Origin of the sequence: Desulfuromonas sp., from assembly GCF_002868845.1 — a bacterium.
Taxonomy (GTDB): Bacteria; Desulfobacterota; Desulfuromonadia; order Desulfuromonadales; family BM501; genus BM501.
The window spans coordinates 117,193-135,837 of sequence record NZ_PKUB01000006.1 but is presented as its reverse complement, the minus strand read 5'-3'; the positions used below and the strand labels follow the sequence as shown (position 1 = coordinate 135,837).

Annotated in this window: 14 protein-coding genes, 2 pseudogenes and 1 riboswitch; of the genes and pseudogenes, 11 read left to right on the top strand and 5 right to left on the bottom strand. The window is 63.0% G+C overall.

The window, feature by feature from the left end; all coding sequences use genetic code 11:
- The 4 genes from glyS to C0617_RS01830 all read left to right on the top strand — a co-directional run.
- The coding region (glyS, locus tag C0617_RS01845; RefSeq protein ID WP_291315316.1) for a glycine--tRNA ligase subunit beta at positions 1 to 1,030 on the top strand (1,030 nt) is incomplete at its 5' end.
- Between the two features lie 91 nt (positions 1,031 to 1,121).
- Positions 1,122 to 3,782: a pyruvate, phosphate dikinase gene (ppdK, locus tag C0617_RS01840; RefSeq protein ID WP_291315315.1), complete on the top strand. Its 2,661-nt coding sequence runs from the start codon at positions 1,122 to 1,124 to the stop codon at positions 3,780 to 3,782.
- A 363-nt stretch (positions 3,783 to 4,145) separates the two neighbouring features.
- Positions 4,146 to 5,381 carry an anaerobic sulfatase maturase gene (locus C0617_RS01835; RefSeq protein WP_291315314.1) on the top strand — a complete coding sequence of 412 codons (1,236 nt, stop codon included), beginning with the start codon at positions 4,146 to 4,148 and terminating at the stop codon, positions 5,379 to 5,381.
- A 141-nt stretch (positions 5,382 to 5,522) separates the two neighbouring features.
- Positions 5,523 to 7,016: a sulfatase-like hydrolase/transferase gene (locus tag C0617_RS01830; protein WP_291315313.1), complete on the top strand. Its 1,494-nt coding sequence runs from the start codon at positions 5,523 to 5,525 to the stop codon at positions 7,014 to 7,016.
- Positions 7,017 to 7,132: 116 nt separating this feature from the next.
- Here the strand turns inward: C0617_RS01830 and C0617_RS01825 are convergent, their stop codons facing one another.
- Entirely contained in the window at positions 7,133 to 7,786 is a 654-nt protein-coding gene (locus C0617_RS01825; protein WP_291315312.1) for a hypothetical protein, read from the bottom strand.
- A gap of 225 nt (positions 7,787 to 8,011) precedes the next feature.
- Positions 8,012 to 8,100, bottom strand: a riboswitch (cyclic di-GMP riboswitch).
- A gap of 183 nt (positions 8,101 to 8,283) precedes the next feature.
- Here C0617_RS01825 and C0617_RS01820 point away from each other — a divergent pair.
- From C0617_RS01820 to nfi, 3 genes and pseudogenes are all read left to right on the top strand, one after another.
- A complete protein-coding gene (locus tag C0617_RS01820; protein ID WP_291315311.1) occupies positions 8,284 to 9,186 on the top strand; it encodes a sensor domain-containing diguanylate cyclase in 903 nt (300 codons plus the stop codon).
- A gap of 67 nt (positions 9,187 to 9,253) precedes the next feature.
- Positions 9,254 to 10,228: a D-2-hydroxyacid dehydrogenase gene (locus C0617_RS01815; protein ID WP_291315310.1), complete on the top strand. Its 975-nt coding sequence runs from the start codon at positions 9,254 to 9,256 to the stop codon at positions 10,226 to 10,228.
- 24 nt (positions 10,229 to 10,252) lie between these two features.
- Positions 10,253 to 10,949: pseudogene (nfi, locus tag C0617_RS16955) on the top strand (deoxyribonuclease V).
- A gap of 7 nt (positions 10,950 to 10,956) precedes the next feature.
- On the opposite strand, the gene C0617_RS01805 reads toward nfi, so the two are convergent.
- The 3 genes from C0617_RS01805 to C0617_RS01795 all read right to left on the bottom strand — a co-directional run bounded on the left by C0617_RS01805 (position 10,957) and on the right by C0617_RS01795 (position 13,195).
- A complete protein-coding gene (locus C0617_RS01805) occupies positions 10,957 to 11,841 on the bottom strand; it encodes a Rossmann-like and DUF2520 domain-containing protein (protein ID WP_291315308.1) in 885 nt (294 codons plus the stop codon).
- On the bottom strand, positions 11,838 to 12,494 hold the full coding sequence (locus C0617_RS01800) for a fumarylacetoacetate hydrolase family protein (protein WP_291315307.1): 657 nt from the start codon (positions 12,492 to 12,494) through the stop codon (positions 11,838 to 11,840). Before C0617_RS01800 ends, C0617_RS01805 begins: the two co-directional genes overlap by 4 nt.
- 95 nt (positions 12,495 to 12,589) lie before the next feature.
- On the bottom strand, positions 12,590 to 13,195 hold the full coding sequence (locus tag C0617_RS01795) for a trimeric intracellular cation channel family protein (RefSeq protein WP_291315306.1): 606 nt from the start codon (positions 13,193 to 13,195) through the stop codon (positions 12,590 to 12,592).
- Between the two features lie 131 nt (positions 13,196 to 13,326).
- On the opposite strand from C0617_RS01795, the gene C0617_RS01790 reads away from it, so the two are divergent.
- The 3 genes and pseudogenes from C0617_RS01790 to C0617_RS16945 form a co-directional block, all read left to right on the top strand.
- The gene (locus C0617_RS01790; protein WP_291315305.1) at positions 13,327 to 14,532 is read left to right on the top strand and encodes a rhomboid family intramembrane serine protease; all 1,206 of its coding nucleotides are present in this window, start codon (positions 13,327 to 13,329) and stop codon (positions 14,530 to 14,532) included.
- A gap of 260 nt (positions 14,533 to 14,792) precedes the next feature.
- Positions 14,793 to 15,702 (top strand): annotated as a pseudogene (locus tag C0617_RS16950) (PAS domain S-box protein); the annotation flags it as partial.
- Between the two features lies 1 nt (position 15,703).
- Positions 15,704 to 16,616 (top strand): HAMP domain-containing sensor histidine kinase (locus C0617_RS16945; protein ID WP_365888828.1); only part of this gene is annotated, 913 nt, incomplete at its 5' end.
- On the opposite strand, the gene C0617_RS01785 is transcribed toward C0617_RS16945, so the two are convergent.
- Complete coding sequence (locus C0617_RS01785) at positions 16,613 to 17,695, bottom strand: MBL fold metallo-hydrolase (RefSeq protein ID WP_291315304.1); 1,083 nt, start codon at positions 17,693 to 17,695, stop codon at positions 16,613 to 16,615. The two genes, C0617_RS16945 and C0617_RS01785, sit on opposite strands and share 4 nt — an antisense overlap.
- Before the next feature lie 50 nt (positions 17,696 to 17,745).
- Here C0617_RS01785 and C0617_RS01780 point away from each other — a divergent pair, with 50 nt between their 5' ends.
- The gene (locus tag C0617_RS01780) at positions 17,746 to 18,636 is read left to right on the top strand and encodes a radical SAM protein (protein WP_291315303.1); all 891 of its coding nucleotides are present in this window, start codon (positions 17,746 to 17,748) and stop codon (positions 18,634 to 18,636) included.
- The last annotated feature ends 9 nt before the right edge of the window (positions 18,637 to 18,645 follow it).

Sequence of the window (18,645 nt, the reverse complement as noted above, 5' to 3'; positions counted from 1 at the left end):
ACTCAAGAACGTGGTCTACCAGGCCAAGCTCGGCACCAGTTTTGAGAAGGTCGAGCGTTTCCGCACCCTGGCCCTCGGCTTGGCCCGCCAGTTCGAGCCGGGGGCCGAGTCCCTCACCGAGCGGGCTGCGCTCTTGGCCAAGTGCGACCTGGAGACCGGAATGGTCTACGAATTCCCCGAACTGCAGGGGATCATGGGGCGGGAGTACGCCACCATGGAGGGGGAAGACCCTCGGGTCGCAAAGGCGATCTTTGAACATTACCTGCCCGTCGAGGCCGGCGGCCAGCTTCCTTCCGACAACGTCGGCGCTTTCGTCTCCATCGCCGACAAGGTCGACACGATCTGCGGCTGCTTCGGCGTCGGCCTTATCCCTACCGGCTCGGCCGACCCCTACGCTCTGCGGCGCAGCGCCATCGGCGTCTTGTCGATCATTCTGGAGCGCGGCTTCCGCTTCTCCCTGCCCCAACTGGTGGGGGACGCGGTGGAACTGCTCGCCGAGAAGCTGACCCGCCCGGCCGAGGAGGTGAAGGCCGACGTGATCGAGTTTATCCGCCTGCGCTTCTTCAACATGCTCACCGCTCAGGGCCATCCCCAGGATGCGGTCGACGCGGTGCTCTCCGCATCTTTCGACGATCCCCTCGATGCCCAGGAGAGGGTCGCCGCCCTGGCCGACCTGAAGGGCCGCGAGGACTTCGAACCTCTGGCGGTCGCCTTCAAGCGGGTGGTGAACATCATCAAGGGAGGGGTGGAGGTTCCGGTGCGCTCCGATCTTTTCGAGGCCGATTGCGAGAGGGCCCTCTGGACGGCCCTCGAGAAGGTCGGTGCCGAGGTGGCCGGCAGCGTCGGCAAGGGCGACTACGAAAGCGCCCTGCGCACCATCGCCACGTTGCGCGGCCCGGTCGATGACTTCTTCGAAGGGGTCATGGTCATGGCCAAGGACGAGGCCTTGCGAACCAACCGGCTGGCCATGCTGACGACAGTGGCCCGCCTCTTCGAAGGGATTGCCGATTTTGCCAAGATAGCCGCTTAGATCTCTAAGCGGCTTTTTTATTTTAGCTAAATATATAGCGGCCAGGAAGAAGGAAAATTTAGTTTCGCTAACCTTGGAGGAGGAGAATCAGATGGCGACGAAGTACGTGTATTTCTTCGGCGATGGGAAAGCCGAAGGCAAAGGGGACATGAAGAACCTGCTCGGTGGCAAGGGCGCCAACCTCGCGGAGATGACCTCTATCGGCCTGCCGGTCCCGGCCGGCTTCACCCTGACCACCGATGTCTGCACCGAGTTCTACAAGAACGACCGCCAGTATCCGGCGGAACTCAAGGGCCAGGTCGACGAGAAGCTGCGCCAGGTCGAGAAGCTGATGGGCAAGAAGTTCGGGGATTCCAAGAACCCCCTGCTGGTTTCGGTCCGTTCCGGCGCCCGCGCCTCCATGCCCGGCATGATGGACACGGTCCTCAACCTGGGGCTCAACGACAAGACCGTCCAGGGCATCATCGAGCAGAGCGGCGACCTGCGCTTCGCCTACGACTCCTACCGCCGCTTTATCCAGATGTACAGCAACGTCGTGCTCGAAATGGACGGCGACATTCTCGAACACATCCTCGAGCAGATGAAGGAGAGCCGCGGCGTCGAAGAAGACACCAAGTTGACCGCCGAAGACCTGAAGGAACTGGTCACCCTGTTCAAGACCAAGGTCAAGGAGGAGATCGGCAGGGAGTTCCCGGACGATCCCCAGGAACAGCTCTGGGGCGCCATCGGCGCGGTCTTCGGCTCCTGGATGAATCCCCGCGCCATCACCTACCGCAAGCTCAACGGCATCCCCGCCGAGTGGGGCACCGCGGTCAACGTTCAGTCGATGGTCTACGGCAACATGGGCGACGACTGCGCCACCGGCGTGGCCTTCACCCGCAACCCCTCCACCGGTGAGAACGTCTTCTTCGGCGAGTTCCTGATCAACGCCCAGGGCGAGGACGTGGTCGCCGGCATCCGCACCCCCCAGCCGATCAACAAGGCCGGCGGCGACGGCACCCTTCCCTCCATGGAAGAGGTCATGCCCGAGTGCTATGGCCAGCTGATGAAGATCCAGCAGATCCTCGAGAAGCACTACCGCGACATGCAGGACATCGAGTTCACCATCGAGAAGGACAAGCTCTACATGCTCCAGACCCGCGGCGGCAAGCGCACCGCCAAGGCTGCGGTGAAGATCGCCGTCGACATGGTCAAGGAGGGCCTGATCAGCGAGAAGGAAGGGGTGCTGCGTGTTGAGCCGGAGCAGCTCGACCAGCTGCTGCATCCCTCTCTCGACCCGAAGGCGGCCAAGGACGTCATCGCCAAGGGCCTGCCCGCCTCCCCCGGAGCGGCGAGCGGCGAGGTGGTCTTCTCCGCCGACGAGGCGGAAGAGGCGGCCAAAATCGGCCTCAAGGTGATCCTGGTCCGCGTCGAGACGAGCCCCGAGGACATCCACGGCATGCACGCCGCCCAGGGGATCCTCACCGCCCGAGGCGGCATGACCTCCCACGCGGCGGTCGTCGCCCGCGGCATGGGCAAGTGCTGCGTGGCCGGTTGCGGCGACATCAAGGTCGATTACAAGACCCAGCAGTTCACCGCCAAGGGCAATGTGATCAAGAAGGGCGACGTCATCACCCTCGACGGTTCCACCGGGGAGGTCATGAAGGGCGAGGTGCCGACGGTTCAGCCTGAACTGACCGGGGAGTTCGGCATCCTCATGGGATGGGTCGACAAGTACCGCCGCCTGCGGGTGCGCACCAACGCCGACACGCCCCACGATGCCAAGGTCGCCCGCGACTTCGGCGCCGAGGGGATCGGCCTGTGCCGCACCGAGCACATGTTCTTCGAGGCCGACCGCATCATGGCGGTGCGCGAGATGATCCTCGCCGAGGACCTCGAGGGGCGCAAGCGGGCCCTGTCGAAGATCCTGCCCATGCAGAAGGGCGACTTCCTCGGCCTGTTCCGCGAGATGAAGGGTCTTCCGGTCACCATCCGCCTGCTCGACCCGCCGCTGCACGAGTTCCTTCCCCAGAGCGACGAGGACATCGAGGAGTTGGCCGGGGTGATGAACGTCACCGCCGCCACCCTCAAGCACAAGGTCGAGTTCCTTCACGAGTTCAACCCCATGCTCGGCCACCGCGGCTGCCGTCTCGGCGTGACCTTCCCCGAGATCTACGACATGCAGGTGCAGGCGATCATGGAGGCCGCCTGCGAACTCGTCAAGGACGAGGGGTATCAGATCGTCCCCGAGATCATGATCCCGCTGGTCAGCGAGGTCAGGGAACTGGCGATACTGCGGGCCAACGCGGTGCGCATCGCCGACGAGGTCGTCGGCCGCTACGGGGTGGAAGTCGAGTACCTGATCGGCACCATGATCGAGCTGCCCCGCGCGGCGCTGACAGCCGACGCCATTGCCGAGGAGGCGGAGTTCTTCTCCTTCGGCACCAACGACCTGACCCAGACCACCTACGGGTTGTCCCGGGACGACGCCGGCAAGTTTCTCCCCTTCTACGTCGAGCGCGAGATCTTCCCCAACGACCCCTTCGTCGCCATCGATCAGGCCGGCGTCGGCCAGCTGGTGAAGGTGGGCTGCGACAAGGGACGCGCCACCCGCCCGAACATCAAGCTCGGCATCTGCGGCGAGCACGGCGGCGAGCCCTCCTCGGTCATCTTCTGCCACCAGATCGGCCTCGACTACGTCTCCTGCTCCCCCTTCCGGGTGCCCATCGCCCGGCTGGCCGCCGCTCACGCGGTGCTGCTCGAGGAACAGTAGGGAAAAACGGATGCACGTTCATATTTAAAGCAAAAACGAAAGCCCCCGGGTCTCCGGGGGCTTTCGTTTTTGAGGTTGTTGGGGCGTCTGAAGATCGGGCCGGAAGTGACAAAGGTCTGAGGTGAGGCAGGAGCGGTAGAGAGCGTGGGAGAGGAGTTCTCTTTGTTTGACTTTCCCCTTTTCATGCGAATCTTTAAAATTGCCCTGAGATAGTTATCGCTTGACAGTTTGCCACGAAATGAAGAGGTAGTCATGCCGCCCCTGCCTGAAGTAAAGATGGAGTTGTCGAAGCTTCCTGCCAACCCAGCAGGTTGTGTTTTTGGAGACAATTAAACTTAACCGAGTAGGTATTAGCGGGTAGACATGCTGTCCATTTCTGAAAACTCTTATCATGTTTTGGCAAAACCAACAGGAAGCATGTGCAATTTGGGCTGCCAGTATTGTTTTTTCTTGGAGAAAGAGCATCTTTATCCGGGGAGTCAGTTTCGCATGCCTGACGACCTGCTTGAAACATACCTTCGACAATTATTGGAATCTCAAAAAACCCCTGAAGTGGTCGTTGGGTGGCAAGGGGGTGAACCGACGCTGATGGGACTGGAGTTTTTTCAACGCTCCGTCGCACTTGTCGAAAAATTCAAAAAACCTTCCCAGCATGTCACCTACACTTTGCAAACAAACGCAACGCTATTGGACGATGACTGGTGTCGTTTTTTTTCGCAGCACAACTTTCTCATCGGTTTGAGTGTTGATGGTCCGCAAAATATGCATGATGCCTATCGTGTGGATAAACATGGGCGGGGTACCTTTGCGCGAGTGCTGAGAGGGTGGCAATTCCTCCAGAAACATCAAGTGGATTTCAACGTTTTGTGCACCATTCACGCCGGCAACGAAAATAACCCACTGGAGGTTTATCGTTTTCTAAGAGACGACCTGAAAGCTGAATATATTCAATTCATCCCGATTGTTGAGCAGAAAGAAAGGGATGAGCTGCCACGAACACAAGACCGAACTGATGTGACGGATTTTTCAGTCAGATCGAAGCAGTTCGGACGCTTCCTGATTGCCATATTCGACGAGTGGGCGCGCCATGATGTCGGTAAAATGTTTGTCCAGCATTTTGACGCCGCGCTGGCCAATTGGCTCGGGATGCCGCCAGTTCTTTGCATCTTCTCAAAGGACTGCGGCCATGCTCTTGCACTTGAGCATAACGGTGATTTATATTCCTGCGATCATTTTGTTGAACCCGACCACAGGTTGGGAAATATTCGTGAGACGCCAATGGTTGAATTGGTGGGTTCAGAAAACCAACGCCTGTTCGGGCAGTTTAAATCGGAATCGCTGCCGCAGTATTGTCGGAAATGTGCGGTGCGGTTTGCCTGTCATGGAGGGTGTCCAAAGAATAGATTCATCAAGACTCCTGCTGGTCAACCGGGACTGAACTATCTCTGCGCGGGATACAGAACGTTTTTTTCTCATATTAACCGAACCATGGGGTTAATGGCTGATTTGTTGCGAAAAGGGCGGTATGCGGACGAGGTGATGAGTATTTTAGCGATGGAAGAAAAGCCAAAGAGCGCTCTCGATGCTTTTGGCAGCTAAAGATTCTCACATGCATGAGAATATATATTGCGCCGTGCTTCGTTGTCCTTTGTGGATGCAGAATATATCGGTAGTGGAGTGGCCATGCAGTGGAGGACAGATGGGGCGAAACTTTTCAATGACCCTATTTAGAGGAGTGTGATGAGAAAAACATTTTGGCTGCGATTCCTGCCGTTGATAATCAAGGTAGGTCTGGGAGGGGTACTGACCGCAGGGCTCTGGGGTTGCGTTGGCTCGAAGCCGTCGTCTGCGACTTCGAATCTTCGTCCTAACATCATTGTGGTGTTTACGGATGACCAGGGTTATGCCGATCTGGGCTGCCAGGGCGTTTTGGATGACATTCGTACGCCGAATCTGGATCGTTTTGCGGCCGAAGGCGTGCGGATGACAGCTGGATACGTTACCGCCCCCCAGTGTTCCCCCTCGCGGGCAGGTCTATTGACAGGCCGGTATCAGCAGCGTTTCGGATTCGATGATATTGCAGATGGCCCGCTACCGCTGGACCAGATGACATTGGCCGATCGGATGACAGTGGGAGGATACGCGACGGGCATGGTGGGCAAGTGGCACCTGGAGCCGAATCCAGGGACATTGGCTTGGAATGCTATTTATCTTCCTGACGGTGCTGACCCAAGGAGGGTGCCGGCGAAATTTGTTCGGCCGTTCCTGCCGGATCATCGTGGTTTCAAGGAAATCTTTTTCGGATCCATGACTCGATACTTGGCCACCTATACCCTGGACGGCGAGGACCAACCCGATGGGCGGAAAAAATGGGTCGATATTGACCGGTTCCGTGTCGACGTGCAGACCGAAGCGGCCCTGGCATTCATTGATCGGCACTTCGGCGAGCCATTTTTTCTCTATGTCGCTTACTACGCGCCGCACGTTCCGCTTGAGGCGACGGAGGATTATCTCGATCGTTTCCCTGGCGAGATGCCCGAACGGCGGCGGCATGCTTTGGCGATGCTCTCCGCCATCGATGATGGTGTGGGGGGAATCCTGGACCGTCTTGAAGACTACGGGATTTCCGAAAACACCCTGATCTTTTTTATCAGTGACAACGGAGCTCCTCTCTGGATCGACAAAGAGGATCTGCCACTCCACATGAATGGTTGGGACGGATCGGTAAATCTCCCGTTGAACGGTGAAAAGGGTATGCTCCTCGAAGGAGGAGTCCGCGTCCCCTATCTTTTGCGTTGGCCGGCTGAGATTCCCGGTCGGCAGATTGTGGACAAACCGGCCAGTACATTGGACGTTGCGCCGACCGTTCTCGCTGCCGCGGGCCTGCCGCCAGTATCCGAGATGGACGGAGTAGATCTTCTGCCACTGTTGAACGGGGAGGCACCTTGGCCGGACCGCCCCCTGTTCTGGCGGTTTTGGAACCAGGCAGCGGTTCGTCACGGGCCTTGGAAATACCTGCACCTTGCCGATGGTGGTCGGTTTTTGTTCGATTTGCGTAGCGACCCCGCCGAGACCGTAAATGTTCTTAAACAACAGCCGGACGTCGCCGCCGCTCTGGCGACAGAGCTTGAGGCCTGGTCCAGCCAACTCAAGCCAGCCGGATTGCCCGATGACGGCAAATTAAACGATCAGGAGAGCAGGTGGTTTGGGCATTACCTTCAATGGGCACAGTAATGTCTAGTCCTCGCTGTGGACAGGGGGGGAGTTAGTGCTCCCTGCCGAACAACGCGAAACGCCCCCGGGATGACTTCCCGGGGGCGTTTCGCTTCTTCTGGCGAGGGGAGGAAGAGTCACGACCAGTTGGTGGCCGCTCCGTCCGGGGTTTTGTAGATCCCGTCGTATTCCTCCTTGATCTGGTCCCGGATCTCCCGCAGGGAGGGTTCCGCTCTTCTCCAGGCCAGGTCGAGGGCGGCGAGGGTTGGCGGCTTCACCTTATCCGTCTTTTTTTCCTTCTCCACATTCTTCTCGGGGGGGCGGACCTCTCCCAGGGCCTCGGCCAGGTCCTTCAGGGTTTCGGCCCGGGCCTGGATCAGGTCGGTGGTGGCGGTCTCCAGGTGGATGGAGTGGCGGGCGAAGTATTCGAGAAAGAGGAAGATTTCCCGCGAGATGGCATTGAACCTCTGCCTCGCTTCCTCGGGGGTTTCCCCCGTCGGGGCGGAGTTCCCCTTCTTCAGGATGCCGAAGGTCGTGTTGAAGAGGTGGACGATCCTCTCGGAGCGCGTCTCCACCATGGTCCGGTAGAGGTGGTCCTGTTGGTTGAGGGAACTCTTGTACGCCCTGATCGCCGTTTGCAGTTCCTCGTTGAGCACCTTCCGAAAATAATCGATCCTCTTGTTGAGGCTTGTCTGCAGAATGTAGCGTTCGAAAAGGGCGGTCAAAACTAGGACGACCACCAGGCAGGTACTCCCGACAATGGAAAAAATAACGTAATCCCGCACGTTCATGTAAGCCCACCTCGCTTGAAAAGTATGGTCATCTCTGAATCGTTGTTGTTGCGCCCCGTCGGGCGTTCATGAACACCTCTGACCGTGCCGTGTCCGCCGGTAATTGATCGCCCGATTGCCCCTGGTTTGACCGACCTCTTTCACAAGGGGGGGCCGGAAGGGAGAAGAGCGTAAAAGAATGCAGGGCTGCCGGGTTGCACGATGCATGGAAGGGGACTGAGGAGAGATCGCAACCCTGCTGCCATGTCCCTTTTCGGGGATTTAGGCCAGAGGCTTTGCGCCCCACCCTTTCGAGTGGTTTGCCACGCGGGAAATATAGCAATATCAAACGGCCGAGTTCAAGGAGAATGAGGGGAGGCGGCCGCTTTTTGATTCCCTGGCGGCGCAAAACGTGATAATTCCATAGCGCATGTGAACCGATGGTTGACCTGTGCCTTTCCGATGTTTCCGGCGCGGTTTTCAGGAACGGAAGGGCATTGTCTCCGGAAAGGCGGGCGATGGCTGAATTGGCTCCGGATTTATTCAAGCAGATGCTCGATAACCTCGCCGAGGGGGTTTACTACGTCGATACAGAACGTAGACTCCTTTACTGGAACCGGGCGGCCGAAAAAATTAGTGGTTACAGCGTCGGGGAAATCCTTCACAAGCAATGTTTCCACAACATTCTCGACCATGTCGACGGACGGAACCTCCACCTCTGCAAGAGCAGCTGTCCTCTGACTGACTGCCTGGAGAGCGGCCGGGGCGTCGAGAAGCGGGTCTTTCTCCGCCACAAGGAGGGTCACCGCGTGCCGGTGGCCGTCAAGGTGGCGCCGATTCGGGACGGGGCCGGAGTGATTGCCGGGGCCGTGGAGATCTTCTCTGACGCCACGGCCACTTTGCAGGTGGAGGAGCTCAACGACAGCCTGCAGAAGATGCTGCGCATCGACCCGCTGACCCAGGTCGCCAACCGCCGCGCCCTTCTCGAGGCCCTGCAGAGGGAGAAGGAGCGCTATGATCGCTACGGAACGGCCTTTTCGGTGATTTTCGCCGACATCGACCATTTCAAGCGGATCAACGACGTTCAGGGGCATCTCGCCGGGGACAGGGCCCTGCGCTGGTTCGCGGGGCAACTGCGGTCCGGGGTGCGCAGGACCGACCTGGTCGGCCGCTACGGCGGCGAGGAGTTCGTCGTCCTGCTCCCTGAAACCGAGGCCCCGTCGGCGCTGTGCACCGCTGATTTGCTGCGCCAGGGAGTCGCCGGGGGAACTTGCGCCGAAGCGGACGGGACCGTTACCGCCTGCTTCGGGGTCGCTGCGATTCGCCCGGGGGACAGCGTCGATGACCTGCTGCAGAGGGCCGATGCCGCCATGTATCGGTCCAAGCAGGAAGGGCGCAACCGGGTCAGCCTGGAAGCTTGAGTTTCCGGTGATCCTGTGTTGACGCCTGTTGCCGATTATAGTTTCGAAGACTACTAGGGAGAAAACCATGGAAATCGTCGTGCTCGACGGCCATACCCTCAACCCGGGGGACTTGAGCTGGGAAAGCCTGGAGGAGTTGGGCCGTCTGACCGTATATCCCCGCACCGCCCCGAACCAGGTGCGGGAAAGGGCCAATGGGGCGCAGATGCTCCTGACCAACAAGGTGATCCTCGATCGGGAGCTGATCCTCGAGCTGCCCGATCTCAAGTACATCGGGGTTCTCGCCACGGGGGTCAACGTGGTGGATGTCGAGGCCGCCCGCCAGCGGGGCATCCCGGTCACAAACGTCCCCGGCTACAGCACCCCCTCTGTGGCCCAAACGGTCTTCGCCCTCCTTCTCGAACTGGCTCAGCACGTCGCTCACCATGGTCACCTGGTCCGCTTGGGCCACTGGTGTGAAGCGGAGGATTTTTCCTTCTGGGATCGGCCCCTGGTTGAGCTGAGCGGGCTGACCATGGGGATCGTCGGTTTCGGCCGGATCGGCCAGAGGGTGGCCCGGATCGCCTCTTCCTTCGGCATGACGGTGCTGGTACATACTTCCCATCCGGAGAAGCGCCGGGACGCCGGCCTTGGGGAGGAGGTTCGTTTTGTGCCCCTGGAGGAGCTGCTGGGGACCAGCGACGTCGTCTCCCTTCATTGTCCGCTGACGCCCCAGACCGAGAGGATGATCGACAGCGAGCGGATCGCCCTGATGAAAAAGAGCGCTTTTCTGATCAACACCGGGCGCGGCCCCCTGATCGACGAGGCGGACCTGGCCGAGGCTCTCAAGGCGGGGCGGCTGGCCGGGGCTGGTCTCGACGTGTTGAGCCAGGAGCCGCCGCCGAGAGAAAACCCCCTGTTGGCCCTTACAAACTGCTTCATCACCCCCCACCAGGCCTGGGCGACGAAGGCTTCCCGGCAGCGCCTGATGGCCGAGGTGGCGGCCAACGTCAAGGCCTTCCAGGAAGGTGCTCCCCGAAACGTGGTGAATCCTACGGACTGAGTCCTGCCGGAGGGGGAGGGGGGGATGGATTTCCCGCGGTTGCACGACTGGGATCTGAACTGCCGGCAGGCGGCCGAGCTGCAACGGGAGCTGGCCGGGCGGGTCTCCCTGGCGAGCGGGCTTCCCCCGGAGGTGAGGCGGGTGGCGGGGGCCGACGTCTCCTACCGGATGCACGGCGAGGAGTTCTTCGCGGCGGTCGTCGTCCTTTCCCTGCCCGGTCTGGAGGTGGTCGAGGAGGTCCATGCCTGCGGCCGGACGACCTTCCCCTATGTCCCCGGGCTCCTCTCCTTTCGGGAACTCCCCGTGACCCTCGAGGCCTTTCGTCGCCTGAAAACCCGGCCCGACGCGGTGCTGGTGGACGGCCAGGGGATCGCTCACCCGCGCCGCCTGGGGCTCGCCAGTCACCTCGGGCTGTGGCTCGGGCTGCCGACCGTGGGATGCGCCAAGAGCCGCCTCTGCGGCGAGCACCGCGACCCGGGTCTCGCCAAGGGGGAGCGCGCCCCCCCTGACCCTGGCCGGGGAGCTTGTGGGGTACGTGCTGCGCACCCGGGACGGGGTTCGTCCCCTGTACGTTTCTCCCGGCCACCTGACCGATCCGGCCGCCGCCGCCGAACTGACCCTCGCCTGCACAACCCGCTACCGCATGCCCGAGCCGACCCGCCAGGCCCACCTGCTGACCAACCGCCTGCGCCGTGCCGCCGAACTGAGAGCGGAGAGCTGAGAGCCGCTCAGCCCCTTTCAATGGTGCTCAGGATCTCCAGGATCTCTTTCCCCGTCGCTTCGTCCAGAGTCCCCTTTCGCTTTGCCAACTCAACCGTTTTGCGCCCCATGACACTGTAAATCTCCCTCAGGTCCGGCGGCAGGGCGGCGATGGCCTGGCCGTGCCTGGTCACGGTCTGCACGTCGCCGCGGGCGATGGGGCCGGTCAGGGCCGCCTCGGGCCCGAGGGCCGCCAGGTTTTTCCCGGTTCCCCTCAACAGGGGGGACAGCAGCCGGACCGCCTCGTCCTGCCCGAAGCCGCAGGCGGCGAGGATCTGGCCGGCGGCGGCGGTCAGGGTTACCAGGTAGTTGGACGCCACGCAGGCGGCGGCATGGTAAAGGGCCTTCTGGTCGCCGGCGATGCGGAAGGGGGTGCCGCCCAGGTCCTCCACCAGCTTCTCGGCCAGGGGCAGCAGTTCTTCGGCCCCTTCGACAGCGAAAGGGCTCCCCGGCAGGTTGCGGACTCCCATCACGGAGTCGGCGAAGCTCTGCAGGGGGTGAATGGAGAGGGCCTGGCGGGGGGGCTTGTCGCCCTGAAGCAGGATGGCGGCCGGGTGGATGCCGCTGAAGTGGACCAGGATCGCATCGGGGTGGAGATGTCCTTCCCGGCGCAGGGCGGCGGCCATCTCCTCCAGGTGGTCGTCGGGCAGGGCGAGCAGGACCAGGTCCCCCTCCCGGGCCTTGGACAGGTCGGTTGTGGCGGCTTTCCGGCAGCCGGCGAAGCGGGCCGCGGCCACCGCCCTCCCGGGGTCCCGGCTGACGAGGGCGCGGAGCTCGTACCCGGCATCGACCAGCAGCTTGCCCACGGCCTGGCCCAGCCGTCCCGGCCCGATAAGGACAACCCTTCGGCTCATTGCACCGCGACCTCGAGGGATCCCACCTTTTCGATCTCGGCCCGCATCTTGTCCCCGCAGACCACGGGGCCGACCCCGGCGGGGGTCCCGGTGAGGATGATGTCCCCTTCCTCCAGGGTGAAGATCTCCGAGACGTCCCGGATGATGGCGGGGATGCGGCGCATCATGCAGGCCGTGGAGGAGTCCTGGCGGGTCTCGCCGTTGACCTGCAGGCTGATGTGCAGGTCGTGGGGGTCGGGCACCTGGTCGGCGGAAATGAATTCGGAGAGGGGGCAGGCGGTGTCGAACCCCTTGGCGACCTCCCAGGGCAGCCCCTTTTCCTTCAGGGTGTTCTGCACGTCGCGCAGGGTCATGTCGATGGCCACGCCGTAGCCGGCCACGTGGGAGAGGGCCTTCTGCTCGGAGATGTTCTTGCCCCACTTGCCGATGAGGACGGCCAGTTCCACCTCGTGGTGGCAATCGCCGGAGTAGGACGGGATGACCACAGACTCCCGGTGGCCGATGATGCTGCTGGAGGGCTTGATGAAGAGAACCGGCTTGTCCGGAACCTCGTTGCCGAGTTCCTTGATGTGCTCGCTGTAGTTGCGCGCCAGGCAGACGATCTTTCCCACCCGGTAGTTTTTTTCAGTGCCGGCCAGTCTGACGGAATACATTGATTCAATCCTCCCTGGAAGGGGGCAAAGCAAAATGAAGAGCATCGGAACTTTAATGGTAAAAGCTCCGGGAAAAAATGCAAGGCGCTCCCCCGTCAGTCCTTGGCCCGGGGCAGGGCCCAGTCGTGGCGGATGGCCAGCAGGCGCAGGGCGATGACGGCCAGGGCGGCGACCAGGGCCGCCATGGGGGCGGGGAGGGGGCTGCTGTGCAGCAGAACCAGCAATACGCCCCCGGCCAGGCAGGCCGAGGCGTAGACCTCCCTGCGCAGGATGAGGGGGACCTGGTTGGAGAGGACGTCGCGTATCACCCCGCCGGCCGTGGCGGTCATGACCCCCATCATCACAGCGCCGAGGGCCCCCATCTGGAATTCGAGGGCCTTGCCGGTGCCGATCACCACGAAGGTTCCCAGCCCCACCGCGTCGAAGTAAAGGAGCGGGTGGCGCAGGGAGTCGAGTCTGCGGTTGAAGAAAAAGATCGCCAGGGAGACGGCCAGGGAGAGGTAGAGGTAGGTCTCGTCCTTGAGGCAGAAAGGGGGGGTGTCCCCGAGCAGGATGTCGCGCAGGGTGCCGCCGCCGGTGGCGGTGACCATCCCCAGGACCAGCACCCCGAAGAGGTCCATGCGGCGGCGGATGCCGGCCCAGGCGCCCGAGGCGGCGAAGGCGGCGGTGCCGATGAGGTCGAGGGCGTACAGGATGTTCAAGGGACTCCTCCGTGGCGGGGAGCATAGCGGGGCGGGGCCGAAAAAGCAAGGGTGCAACCTCATGGTGCTGTGCTAAGATATGGCTCTTTGGCCCCTTCCGGAGATTCTCCGGCCCAGCGTGAGGCAATCCCATGTTCCTGCCCATCGGCGACACCCCCAACCCGCGGGGGACTCCCATTGTCAACTACCTGCTGATCGGCGCCAACGTCGCCGTCTTTCTCCTCCTCTCCCTCCCCCTGACGGCCTCCCAGCCAGACCTGAACGACCCCCTGCTGCTCGACTACCTGCGCGCCCTCGGCGCCCGGGGGGCATTTTCCGCCGAGACCCTGCTCGAGCAGGTCTCCGCTTACGACCTGTTCGTCTTCCGCTTCGGATACCGCCCCGCCGAGTCGTCCCTCCTCACCCTCTTCTCCTCGATCTTCCTCCATGGCGGCTGGATGCACCTGGCGGGGAACATGCTCTTTTTGTGGATCTTCGGCGACAACGTCGAACACCGCATGGGCCGACTTGGCTACCTCTTGGCCTATCTCGGCTGCGGGGTGGCCGCCACCCTCTTCTTCGCCCTCTTCGTGCCCGGCTCCCAGATTCCCCTCGTAGGGGCCTCCGGAGCGATCTCGGGGGTGCTCGGACTTTATTTCCTGTGGTTCCCCCGCAACAGGGTCAAGACATTCGTCTTTCTCTTCCCTTTCATCATGACCACCTTTTCCATTCCCGCCCGCTTTGTGCTCGGGTTCTACCTGGTGGTGGACAATCTGCTGCCCTTTCTGGCCAGCGGGGGCGGAGCCATGTCGGGGGTGGCCCACGGCGCCCACATCGGCGGGTTCTTGGGGGGGCTGGGCCTGGCCTACGGCATGGACCGGCTTCCGGGGCGCTCGGGGCAGGTCCGCTCTCCCAGGCTGCGCGTCGTAAAGAGAGCGCCCCGTCCCGCCCCGCCCCCCGAGACAGGCGAAGTCGGCCTGCCGCGCCGCATCGCCGAACGGCTGCGCTCCGGGGACCGGGCCGGGGCCGCGGCCCTTTATCTTGAGCTTGGAGGCCGGGAGGGAAGGAGCCGGGTCGGGTCCGGGGACCTGCTGGCCATCGGCGACTTTCTGCTGGCCTCGGGGGAGTACGACCTGGCCCTCTCCCTGTTCCGGCGCTATGCCGCCGAGCGGCAGGCCGACCCGGCCGTGGACCGCGCCTACCTCGGCGCCGGCAAGGCGCTCATGCACAAGCCGCGCTGCGTGACCAGCTCATACCAGTACTTCCTCTCCGCCCTCGACGCGGCCCGCACCCGGGAGGTGGCCGAGGAGGCCCGCATGCACCTGCGGGCCATCGAGCGGCTCGGCGAAACCGACTGACCCTCCCTGCCAAAAAGCCGGCTCTTCTTGAGAAAGGTTCCCAGGTGTGACAATTTTCCGGCAGGAACCACCCTGTCTGGAGAAAAAGGGGGAGGCCCGCCCGCGCGGCCGGGGCCTCTGCCGGGAATAGGTGGCAACTGCTCAGTTTGGTTGCGTTCTTGCATTGGGATTTGCAAGGATTCGGGGCCGCCCCTCTTCCGGCAACCGCGCATGCAACCAGAAATAGGTCGATCGATACGGCATAAAGGATAGAGAAGACAATGGATAATGCGAACCGAGCGGTTTCGGGTACGATCTCGAAAGTTGGTGGCGACTTTTTCCGGACGGTCCTCGATGACCTCCCCAACTTCGTGTACGTCTGCTCAGAGGATCACCGCATCGAGTACATGAACCGGAAGACCGTCGAGCGCACCGGCTTCGACGCCACCGGGCAGTTCTGCTATAAAATTCTCCACGGCCGCGACAGCGTCTGCCCCTGGTGCGTCAACGACCGGGTCTTTGCCGGCGAAACGATCCGCTGGCAGGTACAGAGCGAAAAGGACGGGCTCTGGTACGACTCCCTCAACTGCCCCTGTCTCCTCGCCGACGGCCGAACGGTCAAGCTCGCCATCTTCGACCCCATCCCGCCGTCCGCCCCCCTGATCGAAAACCACCAGGTCTTCAAGACCCTCGTCGACAGCGCCAGCGACGCCATCTTCTTCGGGCACCCGGAGACGGGGCGGATCCTCTACGCCAACCAGACGGCCAGCGAGAATCTGGGCTACAGCCAGGAGGAGCTCCTTGGCATGACCGTCGGGGACTATGCCGACAACGTCATGGGCCTGCAGGACTGGCACGATCTGGTCGCCCGGGCCCGCAGGGAGGGCTCGGTCCGCTTCGAGACGGAGCAGCGGCGCAAGGACGGGACCAAACTGCCGGTGGAGGTCAACATCAAGCTGGCCCGGGCCGGCCAGCAGGAGTGCATGGTCTCCAATGTCCGGGACATTACCGAGCGAAAGAGGGCCGAGGCGGCCCTGATCGAGGAGAAGAACAAGGTCGAGGCGGTCATGGAGGCGATGGACGACGGCATCACGGTTCAAAACAGCGATTTTCGGGTCGTCTTCCAGAACGAAAACCACATCCGGAGGCAGGGCAGGCACCTCGGCGAGCTGTGCTACCAGGCCTATCAGGNCCGGGACGAGATCTGCGAGGGGTGCCTGGTGGAGAAGAGCTTCGCCGACGGTCGGATCCACCGCCGGGAGACCCGGGCCGAAACGGAGCGGGGTCCCCTTTTCCTGGAGGTGGCATCCTGTCCCCTCAAGGACGCCGACGGGAAGGTGACCGCCTGCGTCGAGGTGGCTCGGGACGTGACCGAAAAGAGGCTCGCCGAGGAGAAGCTCGCTCAGCTCAAGGAGGAGGTCCTCTCCGGCATCAGCCACGAGATGTCCACCCCCCTGACCGCCATGATCGGCTTCGCCGAGTTCATGCTCGACAACGAGCTCGAGCGGGAAGAGCAGCGGGAGTACCTCGCCATCCTCCTCAAGGAGAGCTTCAGACTGGGGGACCTGATCGACAATATCCTCGCGTTGCAGCGCTTTCGGGCCGGTTTCAGCCTGGAACAGCTCGCCTCGGTCTCCCTCGCCCCCCTGCTGGAGGAGGTGGCCGAACTCTTCCGCAGGTCGGCCTCCCGTCACCAGATCGTGCTCGAGTGCCCCGCCGACCTGCCACCCGTCCAGGGCGACGAGAGCCGCCTTCAGCAGGTGGTGAAGAACCTTCTGTCCAACGCCGTCAAGTATTCCCCCGAGGGCGGCACGGTGACCCTGGGGGCTCGAGGGGAGGGGGAGACGGTGATTTTGTCGGTAACGGACCGGGGGCTGGGCATCCCCGCCGACGAGCAGGAGAACGTTTTCGAGCGCTTCTTCCGCGGCAGGGTTCGCGCGAAGATCAGCGGCACCGGTCTCGGCCTGGCCCTGGTCAAGGAAGTGGTGGAGGCCCACGGGGGGGCGGTCCGGGTCGAGAGCGCCGAGGGCCAGGGGAGCACTTTCTCCCTGCGTCTGCCTCTCGATGGCCCCGCCGGCTCTTCCCGGGGCAAACTGCCCGCCTAGATCCGGCCGACCTCGCCGGGCAGGAGCGGCCGGGGGGTCACGTGCTCGGGCAGGCGCAGCAGGGTCGTCCCCGGGGGCACCTCGAGCTGCCGGTAGAGCAGCCCGCTGAGCCCCAGGTAGTTTTTCGAAAGGTGCATGGGGACGAAGTAGGCGGGGCGCAGCTCCTTCAGGATGGTGTTGACGTCCGTCGTGCAGAGGTGGGCCGATTTGCGGGCCCGCTCCCGGTCCTCGGCGAGGTAGGAGCATTCGCAGACCAGCAGGGTGACCCCCCGCATCAGATTCCGGATCGTCTCCAGGTTCGCTTCGCTGAAGGCGATGTCGGTGACGTAGCCGATGCTCGCCGGGTCATGCCGGCGGCGGATCTCCCGGTAAAGGGCGGCGCCGTCGCCGATCCGCTCCTGCGCCACTCCGTCCCCGCAGCGGCGCAGGATCGTCACGGGCGCCCCGTCCAACGCCCCCTCGCAGAACTTTTTTTTCAGGGTCGCCAGCCAGGGCCCCTTGACCAGGCCCCGGGCGGCGAGCTCCGCCTCGTCCACGGCGAAGGCCGGTCTCTCGGTCAGCTTGAAGGCCAGCACCGGGATCTTGTGGTCGCACATTTCCGCTTCGACCGTCAGGTAGCCGTTGCGGTAGATCGTCCTGTCCCGCCGCGGCCGCTCCTCCAGGTGCCGGCATGCAAACCCCTCCGGGCCCGAGAGGAGGTGGGAGGCGATCGTCTCGGGACCGACCTCGTGGACCCGGTAGGAGCCCCAGAACGCCTCCCGCAGGTTCCAGTCGTAGCCGGCGAGCTTGTGGGTCATCTTTTCGGCGATCCCCGGCGGACCGTAGAGATCGACGGTCCGGGGGGAGATGTGGACATTGCGAGTCAGGGTCTCGACCCCCATGAAGTGGTCCATGTGGGCGTGGGACACGAAGACCGCGTCCAGAGACTTCACCACCCGCTTTGCCAGGTGGTGGATCTGGCCGCAGTCGATCAGGATGCTCCGCCCCAGGGGGCGGATTCGGGCCAGCAGGAGCGGGTCGTCGAGGAGCCCGGAGAAAATGGTCGGTTCCAGGTAGCGGAAGGGAAGGCGCAGTCTCATGCCGCCCCCGCCGTTTTTTTGCTGGGGAGTCGGCCGCCACGGAGGTTTTGGTGTACTACTACTTCGATTACCATGAGCCGCTCTTTCGTCCTCCCAGCGAGGCCCGCAGCCTGATCTTCCAGATCACCGTCGGCTGCTCCCAGAACCGCTGCACCTTCTGCGGCATGTACAAGATGAAGGCCTACCGCGCCCGCCCGGTGGAGGAGGTCCGCGCCGAGATCGCCCTCGTCCCCCCTTCGCACCGCCCCCATATCCGGCGCGTCTTTCTCGCCGACGGCGACGCCCTCGCCTACCCCCAGGAGGGGCTGGCGGAGATCCTCGACCTGCTCGCCGACTCCTTCCCCGGCCTGACCCGGGTCGGGGCCTACGCCTCGCCGGCGAGCCTGGCCGGCAAGGACGGGGCCGAACTCGCCCTGCTGCGGCAAAAGAAGCTGCGCATCCTCTACTTCGGGCTCGAAAGCGGCGATGCCGCCACACTGCGGTCGGTGGGCAAGGGCTACCCGCCGGAGGAGATGCTCGCCCTCTGCCGCAGGGCGAAGGGGGCCGGCATGAAGCTTTCCGTGACCGCCATCCTCGGCCTGGCCGGACAAGAGCGGACCCTGGAGCACGCCCGGGCCACCGCCGAGTGGATCACGGAGCTCTCCCCCGAGTACTTCTCCCTGCTGACCCTCTTCGTGCGCCACAACCACGACTTCCTGCGCTCCATCGCCCCCCTTTCCCGGGGGGAGATTCTCGAGGAGGCGCTGGAGATGCTGCGCCTCCTCGCCCCGCAAAAGACCATCCTGCGCTCCAACCACGTCTCCAACTTTCTCGAACTGGCAGGTTCCTACCCCAAGGACCGTCTGCGGCTGCTGGCCGAGACCGAGGCGGCCGTCGCCCGGGCCAGGCTCCACCCCGACTGGTACCACGCCGTCCCCGACTACCGCGAAGACCATTTCTGAGCCGCCGGC

What these genes read in the sequence shown, in the direction of transcription:
- C0617_RS01785 (WP_291315304.1), bottom strand. Translation starts at nt 17,695, where the DNA reads ATGAGACTGCGCCTTCCCTTCCGCTACCTGGAACCGACCATTTTCTCC.
- C0617_RS01825 (WP_291315312.1), bottom strand. Translation starts at nt 7,786, where the DNA reads ATGAACGTGCGGGATTACGTTATTTTTTCCATTGTCGGGAGTACCTGC.
- C0617_RS01805 (WP_291315308.1), bottom strand. Translation starts at nt 11,841, where the DNA reads ATGAGCCGAAGGGTTGTCCTTATCGGGCCGGGACGGCTGGGCCAGGCC.
- ppdK (WP_291315315.1), top strand. Translation starts at nt 1,122, where the DNA reads ATGGCGACGAAGTACGTGTATTTCTTCGGCGATGGGAAAGCCGAAGGC.
- C0617_RS01800 (WP_291315307.1), bottom strand. Translation starts at nt 12,494, where the DNA reads ATGTATTCCGTCAGACTGGCCGGCACTGAAAAAAACTACCGGGTGGGA.
- C0617_RS01830 (WP_291315313.1), top strand. Translation starts at nt 5,523, where the DNA reads ATGAGAAAAACATTTTGGCTGCGATTCCTGCCGTTGATAATCAAGGTA.
- C0617_RS01835 (WP_291315314.1), top strand. Translation starts at nt 4,146, where the DNA reads ATGCTGTCCATTTCTGAAAACTCTTATCATGTTTTGGCAAAACCAACA.
- C0617_RS01790 (WP_291315305.1), top strand. Translation starts at nt 13,327, where the DNA reads ATGTTCCTGCCCATCGGCGACACCCCCAACCCGCGGGGGACTCCCATT.
- C0617_RS01815 (WP_291315310.1), top strand. Translation starts at nt 9,254, where the DNA reads ATGGAAATCGTCGTGCTCGACGGCCATACCCTCAACCCGGGGGACTTG.
- C0617_RS01820 (WP_291315311.1), top strand. Translation starts at nt 8,284, where the DNA reads ATGGCTGAATTGGCTCCGGATTTATTCAAGCAGATGCTCGATAACCTC.